Below are 21,727 nucleotides of genomic sequence, written 5' to 3'. Positions count from 1 at the left end.
GGGGCGGAACGGGAGCTTCTGGCTAGCCCTCTGACGACTTGCCCCCCGAACGGGTCGCGCCGGCGGCGGCGCCCGCCTTGACCCCACCGTCCTTGTTGCCCGACGGGGCCTCAAAGGATTCCAACGCCTCCAGGACGTCCTGGACACGGGAGATCTCGGCGTTGATGTCCTCGCGGCGGCGGACCAGCACCTCCAGCTCGTGCTTGCCCTCCTCGACCGCGCGCCGTGCCTCGCGGATCGCCTCGGCCTTGATCTCCGTCGCCTCGGCGACGAGCGAGGCCTTTTTCTGCTCGGCCTCCTTGAGGAGCCCCTCGGCCTTCTTGACCGCGGCGATGCGCACCTTGCTCGCCTCGGAGTTGGCCTCCGCGACCAGGTCCTTCGCCTTCGCCTCGGCCTCGGCGAGCTGGTCCTCGGCCGCCTTCACGAGCGCGTCGCAGCGCTCGCCGGCGTTCTTCATCGTCTCGGCCGACTCGCGGCGGGCCCGCTCGTGCAGCTCCTCGATCTCCGAGGTGACGCGGTCGCGCAGCTCCTCCGCCCGCTCCCTTATGGCGGTGGCGTCCCGGCGCGCGCCGACCAGCAGCTCGTCCGCGTCCGTACGGGACCGCTCCACCAGGGAGTTGCCCTCCACGGTCGCCTCGGAGACAAGACGCTCGGCCTCGTTGCGGGCCGCGCCCACCATCGTGTCGGCCTGGCCCTCGGCGTCCGCCGTGGTCTTCTGCGCGCTCTGCTGAGCCTCCGCCAGCAGCTTGTCGGCCTCCGACGCCGTCTCCGAGATGAGGGTGTCGACCTGCTCGGCCGCCTCGGAGCGCCGCTTGTTGGCCTCCTGGCGCGCCGCGTCCAGCGTCCGGTCGGCCTCCTCGCGCGCGGCCGAGGTGAGCCGCTCCGCCTCCGCCTCCGCCGCGGACTTGACCCGCGCGGCCTCGCTACGGATCCGCTCGGAGTGCTGCTGCGCGGAACCGACCGTGTCGGCGGCCTCGGCGCGCAGCCGTTCCGCGTCCCCGGTCGCCTGCGAGACCAGCTGATCGGCCTTGGCGGTGGATTCGGCGCGGACCCGCTCGGCCTCCGCGTTCGTCTCGTTCGTCAGCCGCTCCGCCTCGGAGCGTGCCTCGTTGATGAGGGTGTCCACCTGCGTGGCCGCGTCCGAACGGATCCGGTTCGCGTCCTCCCGGGCCTCCGCGCGGGTGCGCGACGCGTCCTGCTCGGCGCCCGCGATCGCGTCCGACACCTCGGTGCGTACCCGCTGGGCGTGCTCCGAGGCCTCCGAGCGCAGCCGCTCGGACTCGGCGATCGCCTCCGAGACCGTGCGCTCCGCGAGGGACTTGGCGGCGTCCGTCTCCTCGGCCGCCTCGCGCCGGACACGGCCGGCGTCCTCGGAGGCGCGCTCCCGCTCGGCGTACGCGTCGGCGCGGACACGGTCCGCCTCCTCCTGCGCCTCGGTGCGGGTACGGTCCGCCGCGTGCTCGGCGGCGGAGCGCAGGCCCGAGATCTCCTCCTGGGTCTGCTCGTGCAGCCCGGACACGGAGTCGCGCACCTGCTGTGCGGTCTGCTCGGCGTTCGAGACCATCTCGGTCGCGCGCCGGTCGGCCTCCTCGACCAGCCGTACGGCTTCGGCCTGGGCCTCCTCCACGCGGTTGCGCGCGGAGGCGAGGAGCTCCTCGCTCTGCTCGCGGGCCCGCTCGCGTTCCTGGTCGGCCTCCTGGCGTGCCGAACCGAGCAGCTCCTCGGCCTCGCGGCGACGCCGGACGGCCTCCTCCTGGGCGGCGGCCAGCGTCTCGGCGCCCTCCGTCGCCAGCCGCTCGGCCGCGGCCTGGGCCTCGGCCCGTACCCGGTCGGCGCTGTCCTGGGCCTCCGACTTCAGCCGCTCGGCCTCCGCCGCGGCCTCCGAACGCAGCCGCACGGCGATGTTCTCGCCCTCGGCACGCGACGTCGAGGCGTCCGCCGCGGCCTCGTTGCGCAGCCGGTCCGCCTCCGCCTCGGCCTGCGCCTGCAGCGTACGGATCCGCTCGGCGGCCTCGACGCGCAGCCGCTCCGTCTCCTCGGCGGCCTCGCGGCGGATCCGCTCGGCCTCCGCCCGTGCGTCGCTCAGCGACTGCTCGGCCGAGGCGAACCGCTGCTCGGCCTCGGTGTGCAGCCGGGTCAGCTCCTCGGCGGCCTCCGTCCGGCGGGCCGCTATGGCGCGCTCGGAGTCCTCGCGCACCGCCTCGGCGGCCCGCTCGGCCTCCGCCTTGATCGTCTCGGCCAGCTCGACGGCCTCGGCGCGGTTGTTCTCGGCCTCCTTGCGGGTGCGCTCCAGCGTCTCCTCGGCCTGCCGGCGCAGCGCCGTGGCGCGCTCGATGGCCTCGGTGCGCACGCGCTCGCTGTCGGTCGTCGCGGTCGCCCGGAACTCGTCCGCGTCCGCCTTGGCCTTCGCGAGCAGTTCCTCGGCGGTCTTGGCCGCCTCCTCGATCTGCTGGACGGCCTCGCGCCGGGCCTCGCTGCGGATGCGTTCGCCCTCGGCGTTCGCGTCGGCACGCAGCTGCTCGGCCTCGCCGCGCAGCCGGCGCGCCTCCTCCTGCAGCTCGACCGTCTTGGCGCGGTACTCCTTGGTGTCGTCCTTCGCCGTGCCCTTGAGCTGCTCGGCGATGTCGTGCGCCTCGCCGCGCAGCCGGTCCGCCTCGGACTCCGCCTCGGTGCGGATCCGCTCGGCCTCCTCGGCCGCCGCCCTCGTGGTCCTCCTGGCGTCCTCGGACGCCTTGTTGAGCACGTCCTCGGCGGTACGGGCCGCCTTGGACAGCTGGGAGGCGGTCTCCTCGGCGGTGAGACTGCGGGCGTTCTCCTCGGCCTCCGCGACGATCTTCTCGGCCTTGGTCCGGGCTTCCGCGACGACCTGCTCGGCCTCGGACCTGGTGGTCTCGGCCTCCTTGGTGGCCTCGCTGACCAGCCGGGCGACCTGCTCCTTCGCCGTGCGGGTGCGCTGTTCGTTCGCCGACTCGGCGCCGGCCAGGGTCTTGGCCGCGGAGTCCTTCGCCTCGGTGACGACCTTGTCCGCCTCGGCCCGTGCCTCGCGCAGCGCCGTCTCGGCGGCCGTCATCCGCTGCTCGGCGGCCCGGCTCAGCTCGGTGGCCTGGCGGCGGGCGCTGTCCGACTCGTTCGCCGTGGAACTGCGCAGCTGCTCGGCGTGCTCGGTGGCCTCGTGGGCCTGGGTGGACGCGGCGTTCAGCAGCCGCTCGGCGTCCGTACGGGCCCGGCGCAGCAGCGCCTCGGCCTCGCCGCGAGCCGACTCGGCGTCGTTCGTCAGCCGCTGGCGGGCCTCGGCCGCGACCCGCTCGGCCTCCGCGCGGGCGCTGCTCAGCGCCTGGTCCGCCTCGACCCGCGACTCGTCCAGGAGACGGCGGGCCTGCTGCTCGCTGCGGGAGCGCAGCTGCTCGGCCCAGGCCACGTTCTCGTTGACGTGCGACTCGACGGTCTGGCGGCGCTCGGACAGCTCCTGGTCGAGCTGCTGACGCCGCGCGACCGCCTCGGCGTGCAGCTCGGCCTGCAGGCGGGCGGCCTGCTCGGCGTGCTCCTGGAGGATGCGCTGCGTCTGCGCCCGGGCCTGGCTCATCTCGCGCTCGGCATCGGCGCGCAGCTGATCCGCCTGGATCTGGGCATTACGGAGCAACTGCTCGGCCTGGTAGCCGAGGTCGCCGCCGCTGTCGTAGGCAGGCCGGGTCGCCAGACTGCGGCGCGCCTCGTGCAGCTTGGCGCGCAGCACCTCGACCTGATAGCCGAGGTCCTCGGCGTGCTGGACGGCCTTCTCCCGCTCGGTCTTCAGCCGCTCCATCTCGGCCTCGAACCGAGAGAGGTGGTCGACGTCAGCCGCCGGCTCTCGCTCCTGGCGTTCGTAGCCCCGCACTGCGCGGTCCCATCCGTCCCCTGGTCGCAAGTCTCTCCAAACGAGCCCCGTCCATCCGCCGGACGGTGCCCCCGGGGAATGGTGTCAGATCAACAGCGGAGCACGGGCTGCTGCCCCGACGCTCGCCCCCCGAAAACCTGGACCCCGGCCCTCGGCCGTGCCGTCCTCACGGCGGCACGACCTCGGAGCCCGTCGCCGGACAGGCCCCGGGCCGCCCCGAAATGGCGACGGCCGCCCCCAACCCTACCGGCCCAGATATACGGGGGTCAGTGCTCAGGCGACTCAACAGCCGCCGAAGTGACCAGTTCTGTCAGCACACCGTGACAATCCTTGGGGTGAAGGAAGGTGATTCGTGACCCCATGGAGCCGCGTCGCGGCTCGTCGTAGAGGACGCGTACGCCTTTGTCCCTGATGTCGCCCGCGTCGGCGTCGACGTCCGCCGTGCCGAAAGCGATGTGATGGACACCCTCACCGTTCTTCGCCAGCCACTTCCCGACGGCCGAGTCCTCGCGGGTCGGCTCCAGGAGCTGGAGGTAGGAGGCGCCGCCGTCGGACGTCTCGTTGATCTTGAGCATGGCCTCGCGCACGCCCTGCTCGTCGTTGACCTCGGAGTGGAAGACTTCGAAGCCGTACGTGGCCCGGTAGAACTCGACGGTCTTGTCGAGGTCGAAGCAGGCGATCCCGATGTGGTCGATTCGCGTCAGCATGGTGCCAGTGCAGCGCTCCCGCGGCGGTTACGCAACGTGCGCGCGATCACACTGACAGCCGGATGACGGGTGGCCTACCGCTCAGTACATTCAAGTAAACCCTCGTTCACTCCTCAGCTGTGCAAGCTGGAAGGGGATCGCACCTCATGTCTGGAACGAACAGCACGACCTCCGTGATCGTCGCGGGTGCCCGCACCCCGATGGGACGGTTGCTCGGCTCGCTCAAGTCCTTCTCCGGAGCCGACCTCGGAGGATTCGCGATCAAAGCCGCCCTCGACCGCGCGGGCATCGGCGGCGACCAGGTGCAGTACGTGATCATGGGCCAGGTGCTGCAGGCCGGGGCCGGGCAGATCCCGGCGCGGCAGGCGGCCGTCAAGGCGGGCATCCCGATGAGCGTCCCGGCGCTCACGATCAACAAGGTGTGCCTGTCGGGCCTGGACGCCATCGCCCTCGCGGACCAGTTGATCCGGGCCGGTGAGTTCGACATCGTGGTCGCGGGCGGCCAGGAGTCGATGACCAACGCCCCGCACCTGCTCCCGAAGTCCCGTGAGGGCTTCAAGTACGGCGCCATCGAGATGCTCGACGCCATGGCGCACGACGGTCTGACCGACGCCTTCGAGAACATCGCCATGGGCGAGTCCACGGAGAAGCACAACACGCGTCTCGGCCTCGCCCGTCCGGAGCAGGACGAGGTCGCCGCCCTCTCGCACCAGCGCGCGGCGGCCGCCCAGAAGAACGGCGTCTTCGAGGCGGAGATCACGCCGGTGGAGATTCCGCAGCGCAAGGGCGAGCCCGTCGTCTTCAGCAAGGACGAGGGCATCCGCGCCGACACCACGGCGGAGTCGCTCGGCAAGCTGCGTCCCGCGTTCACCAGGGACGGGACGATCACCGCCGGCTCCTCCTCGCAGATCTCGGACGGCGCGGCGGCCGTCGTCGTGATGAGCAAGGCCAAGGCGCAGGAGCTCGGCCTGGAGTGGCTCGCCGAGATCGGCGCGCACGGGAACGTGGCCGGACCGGACAACTCTTTGCAGTCGCAGCCGTCGAACGCGATCCTGCACGCCCTGAAGAAGGAGGGCCTGGACGTCTCGGACCTCGACCTGATCGAGATCAACGAGGCGTTCGCGGCGGTCGCCGTGCAGTCGATGAAGGACCTCGGGGTGTCCACGGAAAAGGTGAACGTCAACGGCGGCGCGATCGCCCTGGGTCACCCGATCGGCATGTCCGGCGCCCGTCTCGTCCTGCACCTGGCGCTGGAGCTGAAGCGGCGTGGCGGCGGCGTGGGCGCGGCGGCGCTGTGCGGTGGCGGCGGTCAGGGTGACGCGCTGATCGTGCGGGTACCCACGGCGTAGGTCCCTCGCCGCGGCTGTGCCGCCGCGTTGTCTCGTACGACTCTGAACGGAGCTGTGATGCAGGACGTCTCCTCGCTGGTGGCCCAGGCCAGGGAAGGCAGGCCGCGGGCCGTGGCCCGGCTGATCTCCCTGGTGGAGGGGGCGTCCCCGCAACTGCGTGAGGTGATGGCGGCGCTGGCTCCGCTGGCCGGCGGGGCGTACGTGGTCGGGCTCACCGGGTCGCCGGGCGTCGGCAAGTCGACGTCGACCTCGGCGATGGTGACCGCCTACCGGCGGCAGGGCAGGCGGGTCGGCGTCCTGGCCGTCGACCCCTCGTCCCCGTTCTCCGGGGGCGCGCTGCTCGGCGACCGGGTCCGGATGTCCGAGCACGCTTCGGATCCCGGTGTGTACATCCGCTCGATGGCGACCCGCGGTCACCTCGGCGGACTGGCCTGGGCGGCCCCCCAGGCGATCCGCGTGCTGGACGCGGCGGGCTGCGACGTGATCCTGGTCGAGACCGTCGGGGTGGGGCAGTCGGAGGTCGAGATCGCGTCCCGGGCGGACACCTCGGTCGTCCTGCTCGCCCCCGGCATGGGTGACGGCATCCAGGCGGCGAAGGCCGGAATCCTGGAGATCGGCGACGTGTACGTGGTCAACAAGGCCGACCGGGACGGCGCCGACGCGACCGCGCGCGAGCTGAACCACATGCTCGGCCTCGGCGAGTCCCGCGGGCCGGGCGACTGGCGGCCGCCGATCGTCAAGACGGTCGCGGCGCGCGGCGAGGGCATCGACGAGGTCGTCGAGGCCCTGGAGAAGCACCGCGCCTGGATGGAGGAGCACGGCGTCCTCGCCGAGCGCCGCCTCGCCCGTGCCTCCCAGGAGGTCGAGACGATCGCCGTCACGGCCCTGCGCCGGCGCATCGGCGACCTGCACGGCGACCGCCGCCTGAGCGCGCTGGCGGAACGGATCGTCGCGGGCGAACTCGACCCCTACCGGGCCGCCGACACCCTGGTGGAGGGCCTGACCGAGACCTGACGGGGCCTGCCGGGCCGGTGGCGGGACGGTGGGGGCCCTGCCCCGCCGTCTCCGGGACGGCCCGTTCGGGTGCGGTCGTCCGGGTGAGGGTGATCGTCCGTCCGGGTGGGACCGGCCGTCCCCGTCCGGTCGTCCGTCCGGCCGTGGCCGTCGGACCCCGTCCGGTCGTCCGTCCGGGTGTCGTCGTCATGGCGTACGTGGTCCGCGCGGTCGTCGTCCGCCGTCCAGGACGACGACCCGGGGACCGCGGCCGTGCCGTCGTCCGTGACGGCCAGGGCCGTCGCCGTGCCGCCCCCGATCAGGGCCGCGGCCGCCACCGCGGCGATGACGATGTCGCGCTTCATGTCGGTTCCTCCCGATGTGCCGGACTCCGTGTGGTGGTCCGTGCGCGACCGGCCCCCACTCGTCCGGCGCGTTGCCGCGTTGCTGACGGGAACCAATGTCGGCGAGGGCCGCTGAACGCAGCCTGAAGCCGCCTGAAGACTTCTTCGGGTTCGGTTCGGGACGCTGGGCGCATGCGCCTGTTGACCGTGGAGGACGAGAAGCGGCCGGCCCTGTCGCTCGCCAGGGGACTGAGGGCCGAGGGGTACGCCGTGGACGTCGTCCACGACGGAGCCGAGGGACTGCACCGGGCGAGCGAGGGCGTCTACGACCTGCCCCATCGCCTCGCCGCGCGCCCAGCTCGAAGTGGGCGCCGCGCACCCGGAGCTGCTGGACGTGACCGGGGCCGTCGAGGACACCGTACGGCTGCAGCGGCTCGCCGCCGATCCTGCTGCTCGCCCGGCTGGACGCGGGGGAGCGGCCCCAGGGCACCCGGTTCGACCTGGCGGCGCTCGCCCGGGAGGAGGTGTCCAGGCGTCCGGGGACGACGGTGGAGGGCGCGAGCGCCGAAGTCGTCGGATCCCGGGGACAGGTGGCGCGGCTGCTCGGCAGGGGAGGCGGAGCGCTCTTCACGCTCCGGCTGCCCGGCCACACCTGACGCGGAGCGGAACAGGGAAGCGGGGGGAGGTGATCGTCCTGCCGCTGCCGCTGAGCTGACTCCGGGTTCGTGGCCCCGTGTCCCCGCTCACGCGCCGCGCGTTCCCGCGGCGCGTGTTCCCGCGTTCCCGCGGAGCGTCACGGCTTGCCGCGTTGCCCCCGCAGGTGTTCCGCGATCGGCTGCAGCGACTTGTGCAGCTCCTCCAGGGCCTCGGGGGACACCAGGTCCATGAAGTGCCTGCGGACGGACGCCACATGGTGCGGGGCGACCTTCTTCATCGTCTCCAGGCCGTGATCGGTGAGGACGGCGTACAGACCCCGGCGGTCGGACTCGCAGTTCTCCCGCCTGACCAGGTCCGCGTTCTCCATGCGGGTGATCTGGTGCGAGAGGCGGCTCTTCGACTGGAGGGTGGCGGCCGCGAGGTCACTCATCCGCAGCCGGACGCCCTCCGACTCGGAGAGGTTCACCAGGATCTCGTAGTCGTTCATCGTCAGCCCGAACGGCTGCAGGTCCCTCTCGAGCTGGTACGTCAACAGCCTGTTGACCTCCAGGTGGGTGCGCCAGGCGCACTGCTCCGCATCGGTCAGCCAGCGCGTGGCCGTCTCGGTCTCCATGAATGAAGTCTACCTAAAATGTTGAAAGGCGAACTAGTGAGGGTGGTGTGACGGTGCGCACGCGTTCGATGTCACACTCCGCAGACTACCGCTCACAGCCCGAAGCGACGCTGGAGGTCTCCGAGCTGTCCGGGAAGGCGCGGTGTCGCGGCCTGCTGACCGTACTGGCCCTGGTGACCGGGTGTCCCGCCGGCGCCGGGCACTCCCGGCTCGTGCGGAACGGCCCCGGTGGCCTGCTCGGCCATCAGGATCTCCGTGGACTGGAGCAGCACGGTGCCGGCTCCCACGAACTCGAACTGATGCTCCTCTCCGGAGGCCCCGCCCAGGCCTGTCAGTGCACGTAGACCGCCCATGACGCCCGTCATGTACCCGTGGTCGTAGTGATGACACGGGGACGGGCAGTCGGCCCAGCCCACCAGCGCCTGCGGGTCCACCCGGATCGGGGGTTCCATGAACACCACCGGACCGTTTGACGCCGCCACGAACTTGCCGGTTCCGATGAGTGTCAGAAAGCCCGGCACGATCGACTGCTTGAGAGCGAGACTTGGCTGAAAAGCGAGCAGGTTGCCCGAGCGAATGGTCAGGTTGCCGTCGTCCAGGTCGTACGAATTCACGTCGAAGGCCCGGTCGGCGAGGAGCATCTTGCCCGAACCGTCCGCCACCACCCAGTCGCTCGCGTGCAGAGGCGAATGGAACGACGTACGGACAAGTCGGTCGAGTCGGCCGTGTCCGACGCCGTTGAACTCCATCGACCCGTAGTAGGCGATCATCTTGCCCTTCTGCAGGAACCACTGGCTCCCCTTGAGCTCCACGCAGAAGGTGTACTTGTTGACGTTGTCGTCGACGGGCAACGTCATGGGGTCGTGGACCGTGGGGCCACCGGGAGTCCCGTACGCGCTCACAGCTTCTCCTCCGAGGCCTGGACGTACACCGCACCACTGCCGCTCAGCTCCAGCTGGAACGCCTCGCCCGAGCCGCGGCCCACCATGTCGCGCCAGCCGAGCGCCGTGGACAGTTTGTTGCGTACGTCGCCGTGGTGCGCCACGTACGCCTGCGGGTCGACGTGGACCGGGCGCTGCGGGGTGATCGGCACCTCGATGACCCCGCCGTGCGCCATCACGGCGACCGCGCCGTGCCCCTTGAGGGTCGTGGTGAACAGGCCCTGGCCCGTCACCTGGCCGCGGACCATGCCCATGATCCCGCCCTGCGAGCCCAGGAACATCGTGCCCTGCTGGAGCGTGCCGTCGAAGGCCAGCAGCCGGTCCGCCTCGACGTAGAGCGTGTCGCCCGTGAGGCTGATCACCTGGATGTGATGGCCGCCGTGCCCGAACAGGACCGTGCCGCTGCCCTCGACGGTCATCAGCGGGGTGGCCTCGCCCGCGACCCGGCGGCCGAGCATCGACATGACCCCGCCCTGGCCGCCCTGGATGTTGGGCGTGAAGGACACCTCGCCCTTGTAGGCGAGCATCGCGCCGCGCTGACTGAACAGGCGCTGGCCCGGCAGGACCGTCGCCTCGATCATCTTGGAGTTCACTTCGCGGAACGGCATGTCACAGGTCCCCCGCGATCGTGTTGCGCTCACTGGGCTGTACGTAGACCAGACCGTCGCCCTCGAAGCGGATCTGGAAGGCCTCGCCGCCGCCCTCACCCATGAACGTGCGGAACGTCACACCGGCCTGGAAGGACTGCCGGACGTTGCCCTGGTGCGCGATGTACGCCCCCGGGTCCACCGTCAGCGGGTACTGGGAACTGACGCGCAGCACCACGGCCGGCCCGTCGGACATGATCGCCGCCTGGCCGTGGCCCTCGACGGTGGTCGTGAACAGACCGTTGCCCTGGGAGGCGCCGCGCAGTCCCGTGAAGGACGTGCCCGTACGCAGCCCGGCGTCGGTCGCGAGGAGATTGCTGGACTCGACGTACAGCTTGTCGCCCTGAAGGCTCACCAGGTTGATCTCGCTCGCCCGGTCCGCGAACCAGCAGGTTCCGTGCCCCTTCACCTCCATCACCGTCATCTGCTCGCCGGTCAGGCGCCGCGTCACCATCCCGCGGACACCGTCACCGCCGCCGCTCAGTTTCTTGAAGGCCATCTGACCGTCGTACGCGACCATCGAGCCGTTCTTCGCCTTCACGGCGTCCCCGGTCATGTCGACGGCCAGCACCTTGCTGCCTTGAAGTCGGAACATCGCCACAGTTGTGACGGTAGCCGCCGGTCGCGGAGGGGGACAGGGGCCACGGGTGGATCTCACCCCTGAGCAGACCCCTGGGGGCGGACGGGGCGACCCGGAGGTGGCGAGCCGGCCGGGATGCGGGGGCCGCCCGGAGGCGCCCTGTCGGCCACCCCCGGCCCGGGGCGCCCTGTCCCGGGTGCCACAATGGCCGGGGCCTTGTGCTTGCGTTCACAAAGCTCGGAGCCCGGACGACCGACGACCCTCCCCCGAACCCACCGAAGGTGACCCGTGGACATAAAGACCGCCACCGCCCTCCGCCGCCTCCGCCTGGTCTCGGCCCCCGAGGCCGTCTCCTTCCTGCTGCTGCTCGTCTGCTCGGTGCTGAAGCGGACCACGGACTTCAACGCGGTGCCCGTCATGGGCGCGATCCACGGTGTGCTCTTCATCCTCTACGTGATCTTCTGGGCGGACGCCTGGAACCGCGCCCGGTGGAGCGCCGGGACCGGGATCCTCTACTTCGTCCTCTCCGTGCTGCCCACCGGCGGTTTCTTCGCCGAGCGCAAGCTGCGGCGCGAGAGCGAGGACGCGGTCATCGCCTCCCGCGCCCGCCGCGAGGGAGTCGTGAAGTCGTCGTGATCGTCGCCTTCTCCGTGACACCGCTCGGTGTCGGCGAGGACGTGGGGGAGTACGTCGCCGACGCCGTCCGGGTCGTCCGCGCGTCGGGACTGCCGAACCACACCGACGCCATGTTCACCTCTGTCGAGGGGGAGTGGGACGAGGTGATGGACGTGGTCAAGCGTGCCGTCGCCGCCGTCGAGGCCCGTGCGCCGCGCGTCTCCGTCGTCCTCAAGGCGGACATCCGCCCCGGGGTCACGGACGGTCTGACCTCGAAGGTCGAGACGGTCGAGCGGCACCTCTCCGCCTGACGTCCCGTCCCGAGAGGTACCGACACCCCGGAACCCCGGTCCAGTGGGCCGGGGTTCCGCGCGTCCGGCGGTCGCCGCCGCGCCCTCCCCGGTCCGCACCCCGCGTCGTACGGGAACGTGTGCGCGACCGAAAGGCGAGACGGGGCGGACCAGGATATGACCGGCGGGTAAGGTCTCATGCCGTGCCGAAGCCGCTCAGTCTTGCCTTCGATCCCATCGCCCGCGCCGACGAACTGTGGCAACAGCGCTGGGGAGCCGTGCCGTCCATGGCCGCGATCACCTCGATCATGCGTGCGCACCAGATCCTGCTCGCCGAGGTCGACGCGGTCGTCAAGCCGTACGGACTGACCTTCGCGCGCTACGAGGCCCTGGTGCTGCTCACCTTCTCCAAGGCCGGCGAGCTGCCGATGTCCAAGATCGGCGAGCGGCTGATGGTGCACCCCACCTCCGTCACGAACACCGTGGACCGCCTGGTGCGGTCCGGGCTCGTCGACAAGCGTCCCAACCCCAACGACGGGCGCGGCACGCTCGCCTCCATCACCGACAAGGGCCGCGAGGTCTGCGACGCGGCGACCCGCGACCTGATGGAGATGGACTTCGGGCTCGGGGTGTACGACTCCGAGGAGTGCGGGGAGATCTTCGCGATGCTGCGACCGCTGCGGGTCTCGGCGCACGACTTCGACGACGAGTAGACGAGGCGGGGGCGCGCGAAGATCGCGCAAAAGGGGCCGTTACGCTCGTGCGCATGAAGAAGAGCGTGCTGACCCGCTACCGCGTGATGGCCTACGTCACCGGTGTGCTGCTGGTCCTGCTGACCCTCGGTGTGATCGCCAAGTACGTGCTCGACATGAACGGTGCCGTGGACTTCACCCGCGTCGTCGCCATCGCGCACGGCTGGCTCTACGTCGTCTACCTCGTGTTCGCCTTCGACCTGGGCGCCAAGGCGAAGTGGCCGGTCGGCAAGCAGCTGTGGGTGCTGCTGGCCGGGACGATCCCGACGGCGGCGTTCTTCGTGGAGCGCAAGGTCAGCCGCGAGCTGGAGTCGAGGATCACAGACGACTCCCCCGTGGTCGCCAAGGCCTAGCCCGGCCCGTCCCACCAGCCGTAACGCCGCGGGACTCCTGCCGCCACCGGACCCTCCGTACCGCCGTCGGTGTGGTCCGTGGCGGTTTCCCATCGACATTTACTAGGACGTCCTAGTAAATTTGTGGGCATGGACGCTGACGCCATCGAAGAGGGCCGCCGACGCTGGCAGGCCCGGTACGACGCATCGCGCAAGCGCGACGCGGACTTCACCACGCTCTCCGGAGACCCCGTGGAGCCGGTGTACGGGCCCCGGCCCGGGGACACGTACGACGGCTTCGAGCGGATCGGATGGCCCGGCGAGTACCCCTTCACCCGCGGGCTCCACCCGACCGGCTACCGGGGGCGTACGTGGACGATCCGCCAGTTCGCCGGATTCGGGAACGCCGAGCAGACCAACGAGCGGTACAAGATGATCCTCGCCGCGGGCGGCGGCGGTCTCTCGGTCGCCTTCGACATGCCGACCCTCATGGGGCGCGACTCCGACGACTCCCGCGCGCTCGGCGAGGTCGGGCACTGCGGGGTCGCGATCGACTCGGCCGCCGACATGGAGGTCCTCTTCAAGGACATCCCGCTCGGCGACGTCACCACGTCGATGACGATCAGCGGGCCGGCCGTGCCGGTCTTCTGCATGTACCTGGTCGCCGCCGAGCGCCAGGGCGTGGACCCCGCCGTCCTGAACGGCACGCTCCAGACCGACATCTTCAAGGAGTACATCGCCCAGAAGGAGTGGCTCTTCGAGCCCGAGCCGCACCTGCGCCTCATCGGTGACCTGATGGAGCACTGCGCCGCGAAGATCCCCGCCTACAAGCCGCTCTCCGTCTCCGGGTACCACATCCGGGAGGCGGGCTCGACGGCCGCGCAGGAGCTGGCGTACACGCTGGCGGACGGCTTCGGGTACGTGGAACTGGGCCTCTCGCGCGGCCTGGACGTGGACGTCTTCGCCTCCGGCCTCTCCTTCTTCTTCGACGCGCATCTCGATTTCTTCGAGGAGATCGCCAAGTTCCGGGCGGCCCGGCGGATCTGGGCGCGCTGGATGCGGGACGTGTACGGCGCGAAGTCCGACAAGGCGCAGTGGCTGCGCTTCCACACGCAGACGGCCGGTGTCTCCCTGACGGCCCAGCAGCCGTACAACAACGTCGTCCGTACGGCGGTGGAGGCGCTCGCCGCGGTGCTGGGCGGCACGAACTCGCTCCACACCAACGCCCTGGACGAGACGCTCGCGCTGCCGTCCGAGCAGGCCGCCGAGATCGCCCTGCGCACCCAGCAGGTGCTGATGGAGGAGACCGGCGTCGCCAACGTGGCCGACCCGCTGGGCGGTTCCTGGTACGTCGAGCAGCTCACCGACCGGATCGAGGCCGACGCGGAGAAGATCTTCGAGCAGATCAGGGAGCGGGGGCTGCGGGCGCATCCCGACGGGCAGCACCCGATCGGGCCGATCACCTCCGGCATCCTGCGGGGCATCGAGGACGGCTGGTTCACCGGGGAGATCGCCGAGTCCGCGTTCCAGTACCAGCGGGCGCTGGAGAAGGGCGACAAGCGGGTGGTCGGGGTGAACGTCCACCACGGCTCCGTGACCGGCGACCTGGAGATCCTCCGGGTCAGCCACGAGGTCGAGCGGGATCAGGTGCGCGAGCTGGGGGCGCGGCGTGGTGCGCGGGACGACGCGCGTGTGCGCGACGCGCTGGGCGCGATGCTCGCCGCCGCGCGGGACGGGTCCAACATGATCGTGCCGATGCTGGAGGCGGTGCGGGCCGAGGCGACCCTCGGCGAGATCTGCGACGTCCTCCGGGAGGAGTGGGGGGTGTACACGGAGCCGGCGGGCTTCTGAACCGGTTTCCTCCGCCCCCGCTGTCGGCCTGAACGGCCTCGTCCTCGAACGCCGGACGGGATGAAACACATCGCCCCGGCCCGCATCTCCGGCCTGTCCGGCGTTCGAGGACGAGCCCTTCGGGCGATGGCGGGGGGCTGGGGGCGCAGCCCCCAGGGTGAGGACGGGTCGGGTAGGGGCGGCGGGGGGGCGAGTCCCCTCGGGTCAGGACGTGTCCGTGGCGCCCGCCAGGCCCAGCAGGAGGACCCGGGTGAACGCCCGCACCCACTCCTCGTCCGCCGCCTCCGCGCTGACGAGTGTGCGATGCACCACGGCCCCGGCGACGACGTCGAAGATGAGATCCGCCGTACGCGCGGACGCCTCGGGATCGGACTCCGGCGGCAGCTCCCCCCGGGCGGTGGCCCGCGCCCTCCCCTCCACCACGAGCCGCTTCTGCCGGTCGACGATGGACGTCCGGATCCGCTCCCGCAGGGGCTCGTCACGGGTGGACTCCGCCACCACCGCCATCAGGGCGGTCTTCGTCTCGGGCCGGTCCAGGATCGCCGCGAACTGCAGCACCACACCCTCGATGTCCGCCGCCAGACTGCCGCGGTCGGGCAGCTCCAGTTCGTCGAAGAGCACGGCGACCGCGTCGACCACGAGCTCGTTCTTGCCGGCCCAGCGCCGGTAGAGGGTCGTCTTGGCGACCCCGGCCCGGGTCGCCACATCCCCCAACGTCAGCTTGGACCAGCCCAGTTCGACCAGCGCCGCCCGCGTCGCCTCCAGGATCGCGGCGTCCGCGGCAGCGCTGCGCGGGCGCCCCGTACGCGGGACGGAAGAGCGACTCTGCATGTCAGGACCATATCCGCCGTTGTGGGCGGGCAAATCCGGCGGTTGTGTGAATCCGTGAGGGAGATCACCGGGGGAAGGCGGACGAAGACGCCCCCGTACAGTTACGCTACGACCCGTAGCGAAAGCTGCGGACGACGCTCGTACACCCTGACCCGTGCGCGAGCGGCAACCACAGGCGCCAGGTGGGGACCCGGCGCGAGCATCACACATCAGGACCCGGGCGCCGCGGACCAGGACGTCGCGGGCCCGGCTTTCACGGCGTTTTCACACGTGCGCGAGGAAGGGGGAGGATGTACTCATGCAGCCACGGAACATGTCCATGAGCGGAGTCGTCGACCTCGCCGCGGTGAAGGCGGCCCAGGAGGCCAAGGCGAAGGCGGAGCAGGCGCGCGCCGAAGCGGCCAGGCAGGGCGGCGGAGGCGGGGCCGTGTCTCCCGCCAGTCTCGTCATCGATGTCGACGAGGCCGGATTCGAGCGTGATGTCCTTCAGCGGTCCACCGAGGTCCCGGTCGTCATCGACTTCTGGGCCGAGTGGTGCGAGCCCTGCAAGCAGTTGAGCCCGGTGCTCGAGCGGCTGGCCGTCGAGTACGGCGGCCGGTTCGTCCTCGCCAAGATCGACGTCGACGCCAACCAGATGCTGATGCAGCAGTTCGGGATCCAGGGGATCCCGGCCGTCTTCGCCGTGGTCGCGGGACAGGCGCTGCCACTCTTCCAGGGAGCCGCCGCCGAGACGCAGATCCGGGGGACCCTGGACCAGCTCGTGCAGGTCGCCGAGGAGCGTTTCGGCCTCACCGGTCTGACCGTCGACCAGGATGCCGAGCCCGGCGCCGCCCCGGTGGAGCACGAGATGCCGGCCGGACCGCACGACGCGCTCCTCGAAGCGGCCGTGCAGGCCCTGGACGCGGGTGACTTCGGCGGTGCCGTGCAGGCGTACCGGAACGTGCTGAGCGACGACCCGGGCAACATGGAGGCCAAGCTGGGCCTCGCCCAGGCCGAGTTGCTCCAGCGCGTGCAGGGCGCCGATCCGGGCAAGGTGCGCGAGGACGCCGCGGGGAACCCGAAGGACGTGCGGGCGCAGATCGCCGCCGCCGACCTGGACCTCGTGGGCGGCCATGTCGAGGACGCGTTCGGGCGCCTCATCGACACGGTGCAGCGCACGGCGGGCGACGACCGTGACGCCGTACGAGTGCGGTTGCTCGAACTCTTCGAGGTGGTGGGCGCCGACGACCCGCGCGTGATCGCGGCGCGCCGGGCGCTGGCCAGGGCCCTGTTCTGACCTGTTCCTAAACGCCGGGCCTTGTGACGCCCAGGTGAAAGATTCGTCAGGAGGGCCACAAGCGGCCGCGTTTTACCAAAACTTGGTAAACGCGGCCGCTGTTACTTGGAGTAAGTCGGAGGCGTTGATCTGTCGGAGTCCGTCCGGGGATCAACCTTTTTGTCATCCACCCCAGGGCCACCCTGTGTCGTCAACCGATACCGGCGGGTCGTTGTTCGGTTATCCGGCCGTTACTAGCCAGTAACGAACCCCCTTGTGCGGGCGGCCAGAATGCACCACGATCGGCGACGCTCGGTCCATTACCCCTCCTCCGACAACCAATCGGGTCAAGGGGTTTTCTGGGTCCCCACCGGGTAGGGGCGGCGGCAGTGGCGCCGCCTCTTGGGCAGGGGGGTCTTCGTCGTTCGGCGGAGCCTGTCCAGCAGGTTGTGCGTGATGTGTGTCAGGCGCGACCAGTGGTTGTCGCTCGGGGGTGATCGCCGGTGTGGTCGGGCGCCATTGGCGTCCGGGGAATACGGCGCTCTCCTTCCCGAGGACGTAGCACTTCTCCCATCCCTGCCCGGCTGAGCCGCCGACAAGTGGCAGTCAGGGCCAGGAGATGTACGTCCGAGAAGGAGGAAATATGCAGTCCCAGGTGCGTGGCGGGACCAGATGGAAGCGGTTCGCCGTCGTGATGGTGCCCAGCGTGGCCGCCACGGCAGCGATAGGTGTGGCCCTCGCGCAGGGCGCTCTCGCCGCGTCGTTCAGCGTCTCCGGCCAGTCGTTCAAGGTCTCGGCCGACTCGCTCAACGGCAAGGGCTTCTCGCAGTACGGAGCCATTGACGCGGGGTACACCCTCGACGGCAAGAAGACGGCTCACCCCGTCGCCGTGTCCGCGTTCAAGTCCGCGTCGATCACGAACATGTGTCAGTCCGTGGTCACCCCGAACATCCCGTTGCTCGGGTCGGTCAGCCTGATCCTCAGGGCGGGCGGCGCGGGTCACGACGCGGTACAGGCCGAGAACCTGTACATCGACGTCGAGGACCTCCAGGCCGATGCCACCTTCCACAACATCGACATCGGCGTCGCCGCCGGTGACACGGGTGTTGACAAGGGCGGCAAGGGCCCGGGCATGAAGGGTGGCGGCGAGCAGGCCAACCCCTACGGCTTCGCCCAGCAGGCGGAGTCCGCGGAGCTCACCGACGTGAAGCAGACGGCGTGGGCGACCACCGCCGGCACGTTCAAGCTCAGTGGCCTGAAGATGTCGGTGTCGACGGGTACCAAGGAGTGCTACTAGGCACTCAGGGGGCGGGCGGGGGAGCCGGCAGCTGCCCCGCCCGCCCCACCCCTTTCCGCAGTATGTGAATTTCTCACAGTAAGCCGTTCCAGGGAGCCGTTTCCATGAGCGCCGAGTCACCCGGGCAGAGCGAGCACTATCTCCAAGTCTTCCGGCGGAACTTCCGGTCCTGGAGGGGCGAACGCCCGTTCTGGGCCGGCCTGTTCGTCCTGCTCGGCGGTTTCCCCATCGCCTACTTCCCGTACGCGCACCTCCAGATCGGTCATCTGACGCTGGCGATGTCCACCACGGCCGGCGCCGGATCCCTGATCATCGGCGTGCTGCTCGGCGTACTGGGCATCAGTCTCTGGTTCCAGCGGCACGTACGGACCTTCGCCGGAGTCGCGGCGATCCTGCTGGCCCTGGTGTCCATCCCGGTGGCCAACCTCGGCGGCTTCCTCATCGGCTTCCTGTTCGCGATGATCGGCGGGGCGCTGGCGGTCTCCTGGGCTCCGGGCGAAACCGGCGAGGAAAAGCGCAGGACGACGTATAGGAACCAGGGTGGCGCCCCGAGCGCCTCCGACACCCCGAACACCCCGGACGCGCCGCAGGCCCCGGAATCCACCGACACCCCGGACGGCGTGGACGGCGCGGGTCACGCGGGCGAGACGGGCCGCGAGCCGAGGGACCTGTCAGGAATGAGCTCCGCCAACGGGGCGAACGGGAGGCACAGTGTCGGCTGACGAGGCGACCCGCGGGACGGAAGTCGACGAGTCCCGGGTGAGAACCGGACCGCGCCACGCGGCCCCCAGGAAGCCCCTGTTCACCAGATTCCATGTTCCCGCGGGCAAAGCCGTGGCCATCGCGGCGATGCCGACGGCCGTCCTCATGGGCATGGGCTTCACCCCTACGCTCGCGCAGGCGGACGACCACTCGTCGTCCAAGAGCTTGACGATCGACGAATACAAGAAGTGCGTCGAGGCCATGACCGGCTCCAAGGACGGCAAGGACGCCTCGGCCACGCCGACGCCCTCCGCCTCCGCCTCGACGAGCTCCACCGCGTCACCCGGCACGGCGAAGCCGACCCCCTCGGCCAGCGCGTCCCCGGACACGACCTCTTCGCCGGATTCAGGTTCCGACGACAAGGCCGGGTCCGACCCGACGCCGTCCGCGAGCAAGTCGGCCCAGAGCGGCAGTGGCACCGGTGGTGACGAGAAGCCGGCGGCGGCCCCGGCGGCCTCCGCGGGCGGCGGCGGACTGCTCGGCGCCGTCGGCGACGCCATCACGGACGTCCTCACCGGCGGCAGCGGTTCCACCGCGAGCTCCACCCCCACGCCGTCCGCCACCCCCTCCGCGTCCGCCTCGGCGAGCGCCGGGGACACCCAGGACAAGGGGGCGTCCGGCACCGTCAAGGACGCCGCCGGCAAGGTCACCGACACGGTCAAGAAGGTCGTGAAGGACACGACCGACACGGCGACCAAGGCGGCCGAGGACACCACGAAGGCGGTCAAGGACGCCACCGACGCGGCCACCTCGTCCCCGAGCCCGTCCGCGAGTGCCACCACGGACCTGTCGGACTGCCCGGTCGCCACGGACGCCGAGGGCGGTGTCGACAACCGGGTACTGCTGCCCGACAACCCGTGGTACCTGAACGCCAGCTCGCTGCTGCTCAAAGGCGCCGACTACCAGGGCGTAGTGAAGGTGAAGACCGCCAGCGGCAAGATCAAGAGGGTCCTGAAGTACGTGATCTCCGACGGCACGGACATCGGCGACCTGCACCAGACGGTCAACGACGAGCAGTCGGGCAAGACGTACCACGTGCAGGCGGGCAAGGGGACGACGTCCACCATCCGCGACGGTAAGACGGTCATGTACACGGAGAGCATCTCCGGGAACCTGCTCGGCCTGATACCGATCACGTTCGACCCGGACAACCCGCCGCCGCTGAACATCCCGCTGATCTACTTCACCAAGGTGAAGGTCGTGCAGGCCGGACAGTTCGGCGGGACGCTGACCGTACCCGGGCTGCACCAGTACACCAGCTGACCGCCCCCGGCCCGCGGGTCCTCGGACCCGCCCACGGACCTTTCCGGGAGCCGCAACACCCTGCGGGCGCCCCCTGTTGATCCAGGGGGCGCCCGCAGGCATTCCTGCCGTCCGGTACGAGCGGAAGGAAAAGATGATGACCTGTGCGGACTTCTCCCTGAGCTTTTTCGGGCAGACGTCCGGCTCGTCGCCCTCACAACGAACTGCGCACCGCGTGCGGTGGAGCTGACGGCGGAAGACCGAGGGTGGAAGACCGAGGGCGCCCCCTGTTCCAGGAGGCGCCCTCGGCGGCGTACGGGGACCGCGGGTCAGGCGGTGCGGCCGCTCTCGCCCAGGTGGTGCACCCGGACCATGTTGGTGGTGCCGGGGACGCCGGGGGGCGAGCCCGCGGTCATGACGACGACGTCGCCGTCGTTGAACCGCTTGAGCTTCTGCAGCTCCTGGTCGACCAGGTCGACCATCTCGTCGGTGCTGTTGACGAACGGCACCACGTGGGACTCGACGCCCCAGCTCAGCGTCAGCTGGTTGCGGGTGCCCTCGTCCGTGGTGAAGGCCAGGATCGGCTGGGACGCGCGGTAGCGCGACAGCCGGCGCGCGGTGTCACCGGACTTGGTGAAGGCGACCAGACCCTTGCCGCCGAGGAAGTCGGCGATCTCGCAGGCGGCGCGGGCGACCGAACCGCCCTGCGTGCGCGGCTTCTTGCCGGGGACCAGGGGCTGCAGTCCCTTGGAGAGCAGCTCCTCCTCCGCCGCCACGACGATCTTCGACATCGTCTTGACCGTCTCGATGGGGTACGCGCCCACGGACGACTCGGCGGACAGCATGACCGCGTCGGCGCCGTCGAGGATCGCGTTGGCCACGTCGGAGGCCTCGGCGCGGGTCGGGCGCGAGTTGGTGATCATCGACTCCATCATCTGGGTCGCGACGATCACCGGCTTGGCGTTGCGGCGGCAGAGTTCCACGAGGCGCTTCTGCACCATCGGGACCTTCTCCAGCGGGTACTCGACGGCCAGGTCGCCACGGGCCACCATGACGGCGTCGAACGCCGCGACGACGGCGTCCATGTTGGCGACCGCCTGCGGCTTCTCGACCTTGGCGATGACGGGGACGCGGCGGCCCTCCTCGTCCATCACCTTGTGGACGTCGTTCACGTCGTCGGCGTCGCGCACGAAGGAGAGGGCGACCATGTCGCAGCCCATCCGCAGGGCGAAGCGCAGGTCCTCGACGTCCTTCTCGGACAGCGCCGGCACGTTCACGGCGGTGCCGGGCAGGTTGATGCCCTTGTGGTCCGAGATCACGCCGCCCTCGATGACGACCGTCTTGACCTGGGGGCCCACGACCTCGACGACCTTCAGCTCGACGTTGCCGTCGTTGATGAGGACCTGGTCGCCCTTGGAGACGTCGCCCGGCAGGCCCTTGTAGGTCGTACCGCAGATCTGCTTGTCGCCCGGCACGTCCTCGGTGGTGATGGTGAACTCGTCACCGCGCACCAGCTCGACGGGTCCCTCGGCGAAGGTCTCCAGACGGATCTTCGGGCCCTGCAGGTCGGCGAGGACACCGATCGCCCTGCCGGTCTCGGCCGAGGCGGACCGGACGCGGTCGTAGCGCCCCTGGTGCTCGGCGTGCGAGCCGTGGCTGAAGTTGAAGCGGGCCACGTTCATGCCGGCTTCGATCAGCGCGACGAGCTGCTCGTGGGAGTCGACCGCGGGGCCGAGAGTACAGACGATTTTCGAACGGCGCATGGGGCGATCCTATCGGTTTGTTTCGCTACGGA

General features: G+C 70.6%; 20 protein-coding genes and 2 pseudogenes. 13 read left to right on the top strand and 9 right to left on the bottom strand.

Annotated elements, in window-relative coordinates:
• Positions 1-22: 22 nt before the first annotated feature.
• Positions 23-3,874: a polarized growth protein Scy gene (gene scy, locus ABZV34_RS01085; protein WP_356270215.1), complete on the bottom strand. Its 3,852-nt coding sequence runs from the start codon at positions 3,872-3,874 to the stop codon at positions 23-25.
• 266 nt (positions 3,875-4,140) lie between these two features.
• Positions 4,141-4,581 (bottom strand): methylmalonyl-CoA epimerase, encoded by a 441-nt coding sequence (gene mce, locus ABZV34_RS01080; RefSeq protein WP_168530283.1) that lies wholly within the window; start codon positions 4,579-4,581, stop codon positions 4,141-4,143.
• A 146-nt stretch (positions 4,582-4,727) separates the two neighbouring features.
• Here mce and ABZV34_RS01075 point away from each other — a divergent pair, with 146 nt between their 5' ends.
• Together ABZV34_RS01075 and meaB are read left to right on the top strand one after the other, a co-directional pair.
• Positions 4,728-5,930, top strand: coding sequence for an acetyl-CoA C-acetyltransferase (locus ABZV34_RS01075; RefSeq protein WP_356270213.1), 1,203 nt, complete (start codon positions 4,728-4,730; stop codon positions 5,928-5,930).
• Between the two features lie 57 nt (positions 5,931-5,987).
• On the top strand, positions 5,988-6,944 hold the full coding sequence (meaB, locus tag ABZV34_RS01070) for a methylmalonyl Co-A mutase-associated GTPase MeaB (protein ID WP_356270211.1): 957 nt from the start codon (positions 5,988-5,990) through the stop codon (positions 6,942-6,944).
• Here meaB and ABZV34_RS01065 read toward each other — a convergent pair.
• The gene (locus ABZV34_RS01065; RefSeq protein WP_356270209.1) at positions 6,899-7,288 is read right to left on the bottom strand and encodes a hypothetical protein; all 390 of its coding nucleotides are present in this window, start codon (positions 7,286-7,288) and stop codon (positions 6,899-6,901) included. The two genes, meaB and ABZV34_RS01065, sit on opposite strands and share 46 nt — an antisense overlap.
• 171 nt (positions 7,289-7,459) lie before the next feature.
• On the opposite strand from ABZV34_RS01065, the pseudogene ABZV34_RS01060 reads away from it, so the two are divergent.
• Together ABZV34_RS01060 and ABZV34_RS01055 are read left to right on the top strand one after the other, a co-directional pair.
• Positions 7,460-7,600: pseudogene (locus ABZV34_RS01060) on the top strand (response regulator transcription factor); the annotation flags it as partial.
• A gap of 1 nt (position 7,601) precedes the next feature.
• Positions 7,602-7,875: pseudogene (locus tag ABZV34_RS01055) on the top strand (two-component sensor histidine kinase); the annotation flags it as partial.
• A gap of 185 nt (positions 7,876-8,060) precedes the next feature.
• On the opposite strand, the gene ABZV34_RS01050 reads toward ABZV34_RS01055, so the two are convergent.
• The 4 genes from ABZV34_RS01050 to ABZV34_RS01035 form a co-directional block, all read right to left on the bottom strand.
• Entirely contained in the window at positions 8,061-8,537 is a 477-nt protein-coding gene (locus ABZV34_RS01050; RefSeq protein WP_356270207.1) for a MarR family transcriptional regulator, read from the bottom strand.
• 92 nt (positions 8,538-8,629) lie between these two features.
• Entirely contained in the window at positions 8,630-9,439 is an 810-nt protein-coding gene (locus tag ABZV34_RS01045) for an AIM24 family protein (protein ID WP_356270205.1), read from the bottom strand.
• A complete protein-coding gene (locus tag ABZV34_RS01040) occupies positions 9,436-10,086 on the bottom strand; it encodes an AIM24 family protein (RefSeq protein WP_356270203.1) in 651 nt (216 codons plus the stop codon). Before ABZV34_RS01040 ends, ABZV34_RS01045 begins: the two co-directional genes overlap by 4 nt.
• Before the next feature lies 1 nt (position 10,087).
• The gene (locus ABZV34_RS01035) at positions 10,088-10,720 is read right to left on the bottom strand and encodes an AIM24 family protein (RefSeq protein ID WP_356270201.1); all 633 of its coding nucleotides are present in this window, start codon (positions 10,718-10,720) and stop codon (positions 10,088-10,090) included.
• Between the two features lie 273 nt (positions 10,721-10,993).
• Here ABZV34_RS01035 and ABZV34_RS01030 point away from each other — a divergent pair, with 273 nt between their 5' ends.
• From ABZV34_RS01030 to ABZV34_RS01010, 5 genes are all read left to right on the top strand, one after another.
• Entirely contained in the window at positions 10,994-11,341 is a 348-nt protein-coding gene (locus ABZV34_RS01030) for a DUF3817 domain-containing protein (RefSeq protein WP_356270199.1), read from the top strand.
• Positions 11,338-11,631 (top strand): MTH1187 family thiamine-binding protein, encoded by a 294-nt coding sequence (locus ABZV34_RS01025; protein WP_356270197.1) that lies wholly within the window; start codon positions 11,338-11,340, stop codon positions 11,629-11,631. The genes ABZV34_RS01030 and ABZV34_RS01025 overlap by 4 nt, the downstream gene beginning before the upstream one ends.
• A 182-nt stretch (positions 11,632-11,813) precedes the next feature.
• Positions 11,814-12,323, top strand: coding sequence for a MarR family transcriptional regulator (locus ABZV34_RS01020; RefSeq protein ID WP_168530293.1), 510 nt, complete (start codon positions 11,814-11,816; stop codon positions 12,321-12,323).
• A 53-nt stretch (positions 12,324-12,376) separates the two neighbouring features.
• Positions 12,377-12,715 carry a DUF3817 domain-containing protein gene (locus tag ABZV34_RS01015; protein WP_168530294.1) on the top strand — a complete coding sequence of 113 codons (339 nt, stop codon included), beginning with the start codon at positions 12,377-12,379 and terminating at the stop codon, positions 12,713-12,715.
• Between the two features lie 129 nt (positions 12,716-12,844).
• Positions 12,845-14,545: a methylmalonyl-CoA mutase family protein gene (locus ABZV34_RS01010; RefSeq protein WP_356270195.1), complete on the top strand. Its 1,701-nt coding sequence runs from the start codon at positions 12,845-12,847 to the stop codon at positions 14,543-14,545.
• A gap of 204 nt (positions 14,546-14,749) precedes the next feature.
• On the opposite strand, the gene ABZV34_RS01005 is transcribed toward ABZV34_RS01010, so the two are convergent.
• Positions 14,750-15,376: a TetR/AcrR family transcriptional regulator gene (locus ABZV34_RS01005; protein WP_356270193.1), complete on the bottom strand. Its 627-nt coding sequence runs from the start codon at positions 15,374-15,376 to the stop codon at positions 14,750-14,752.
• Between the two features lie 298 nt (positions 15,377-15,674).
• On the opposite strand from ABZV34_RS01005, the gene ABZV34_RS01000 reads away from it, so the two are divergent.
• From ABZV34_RS01000 to ABZV34_RS00985, 4 genes are all read left to right on the top strand, one after another.
• The gene (locus ABZV34_RS01000) at positions 15,675-16,652 is read left to right on the top strand and encodes a tetratricopeptide repeat protein (RefSeq protein WP_356270191.1); all 978 of its coding nucleotides are present in this window, start codon (positions 15,675-15,677) and stop codon (positions 16,650-16,652) included.
• A gap of 622 nt (positions 16,653-17,274) precedes the next feature.
• Positions 17,275-17,928, top strand: coding sequence for a DUF6230 family protein (locus ABZV34_RS00995; protein ID WP_356270189.1), 654 nt, complete (start codon positions 17,275-17,277; stop codon positions 17,926-17,928).
• Positions 17,929-18,032: 104 nt separating this feature from the next.
• On the top strand, positions 18,033-18,650 hold the full coding sequence (locus ABZV34_RS00990; protein WP_356270187.1) for a DUF6114 domain-containing protein: 618 nt from the start codon (positions 18,033-18,035) through the stop codon (positions 18,648-18,650).
• Entirely contained in the window at positions 18,640-19,953 is a 1,314-nt protein-coding gene (locus ABZV34_RS00985; RefSeq protein ID WP_356270185.1) for a hypothetical protein, read from the top strand. The genes ABZV34_RS00990 and ABZV34_RS00985 overlap by 11 nt, the downstream gene beginning before the upstream one ends.
• 308 nt (positions 19,954-20,261) lie before the next feature.
• Here the strand turns inward: ABZV34_RS00985 and pyk are convergent, their stop codons facing one another.
• Positions 20,262-21,695 (bottom strand): pyruvate kinase, encoded by a 1,434-nt coding sequence (pyk, locus tag ABZV34_RS00980; protein ID WP_356270184.1) that lies wholly within the window; start codon positions 21,693-21,695, stop codon positions 20,262-20,264.
• Between the last annotated feature and the right edge of the window lie 32 nt (positions 21,696-21,727).

The sequence above is a fragment of the Streptomyces sp. NPDC005195 genome, from assembly GCF_040608315.1.
Classification (GTDB): domain Bacteria; phylum Actinomycetota; class Actinomycetes; order Streptomycetales; family Streptomycetaceae; genus Streptomyces; species Streptomyces kaempferi.
The sequence above is the reverse complement of the archived record's forward strand: the minus strand, read 5'-3'. Positions and strand labels throughout refer to the sequence as shown.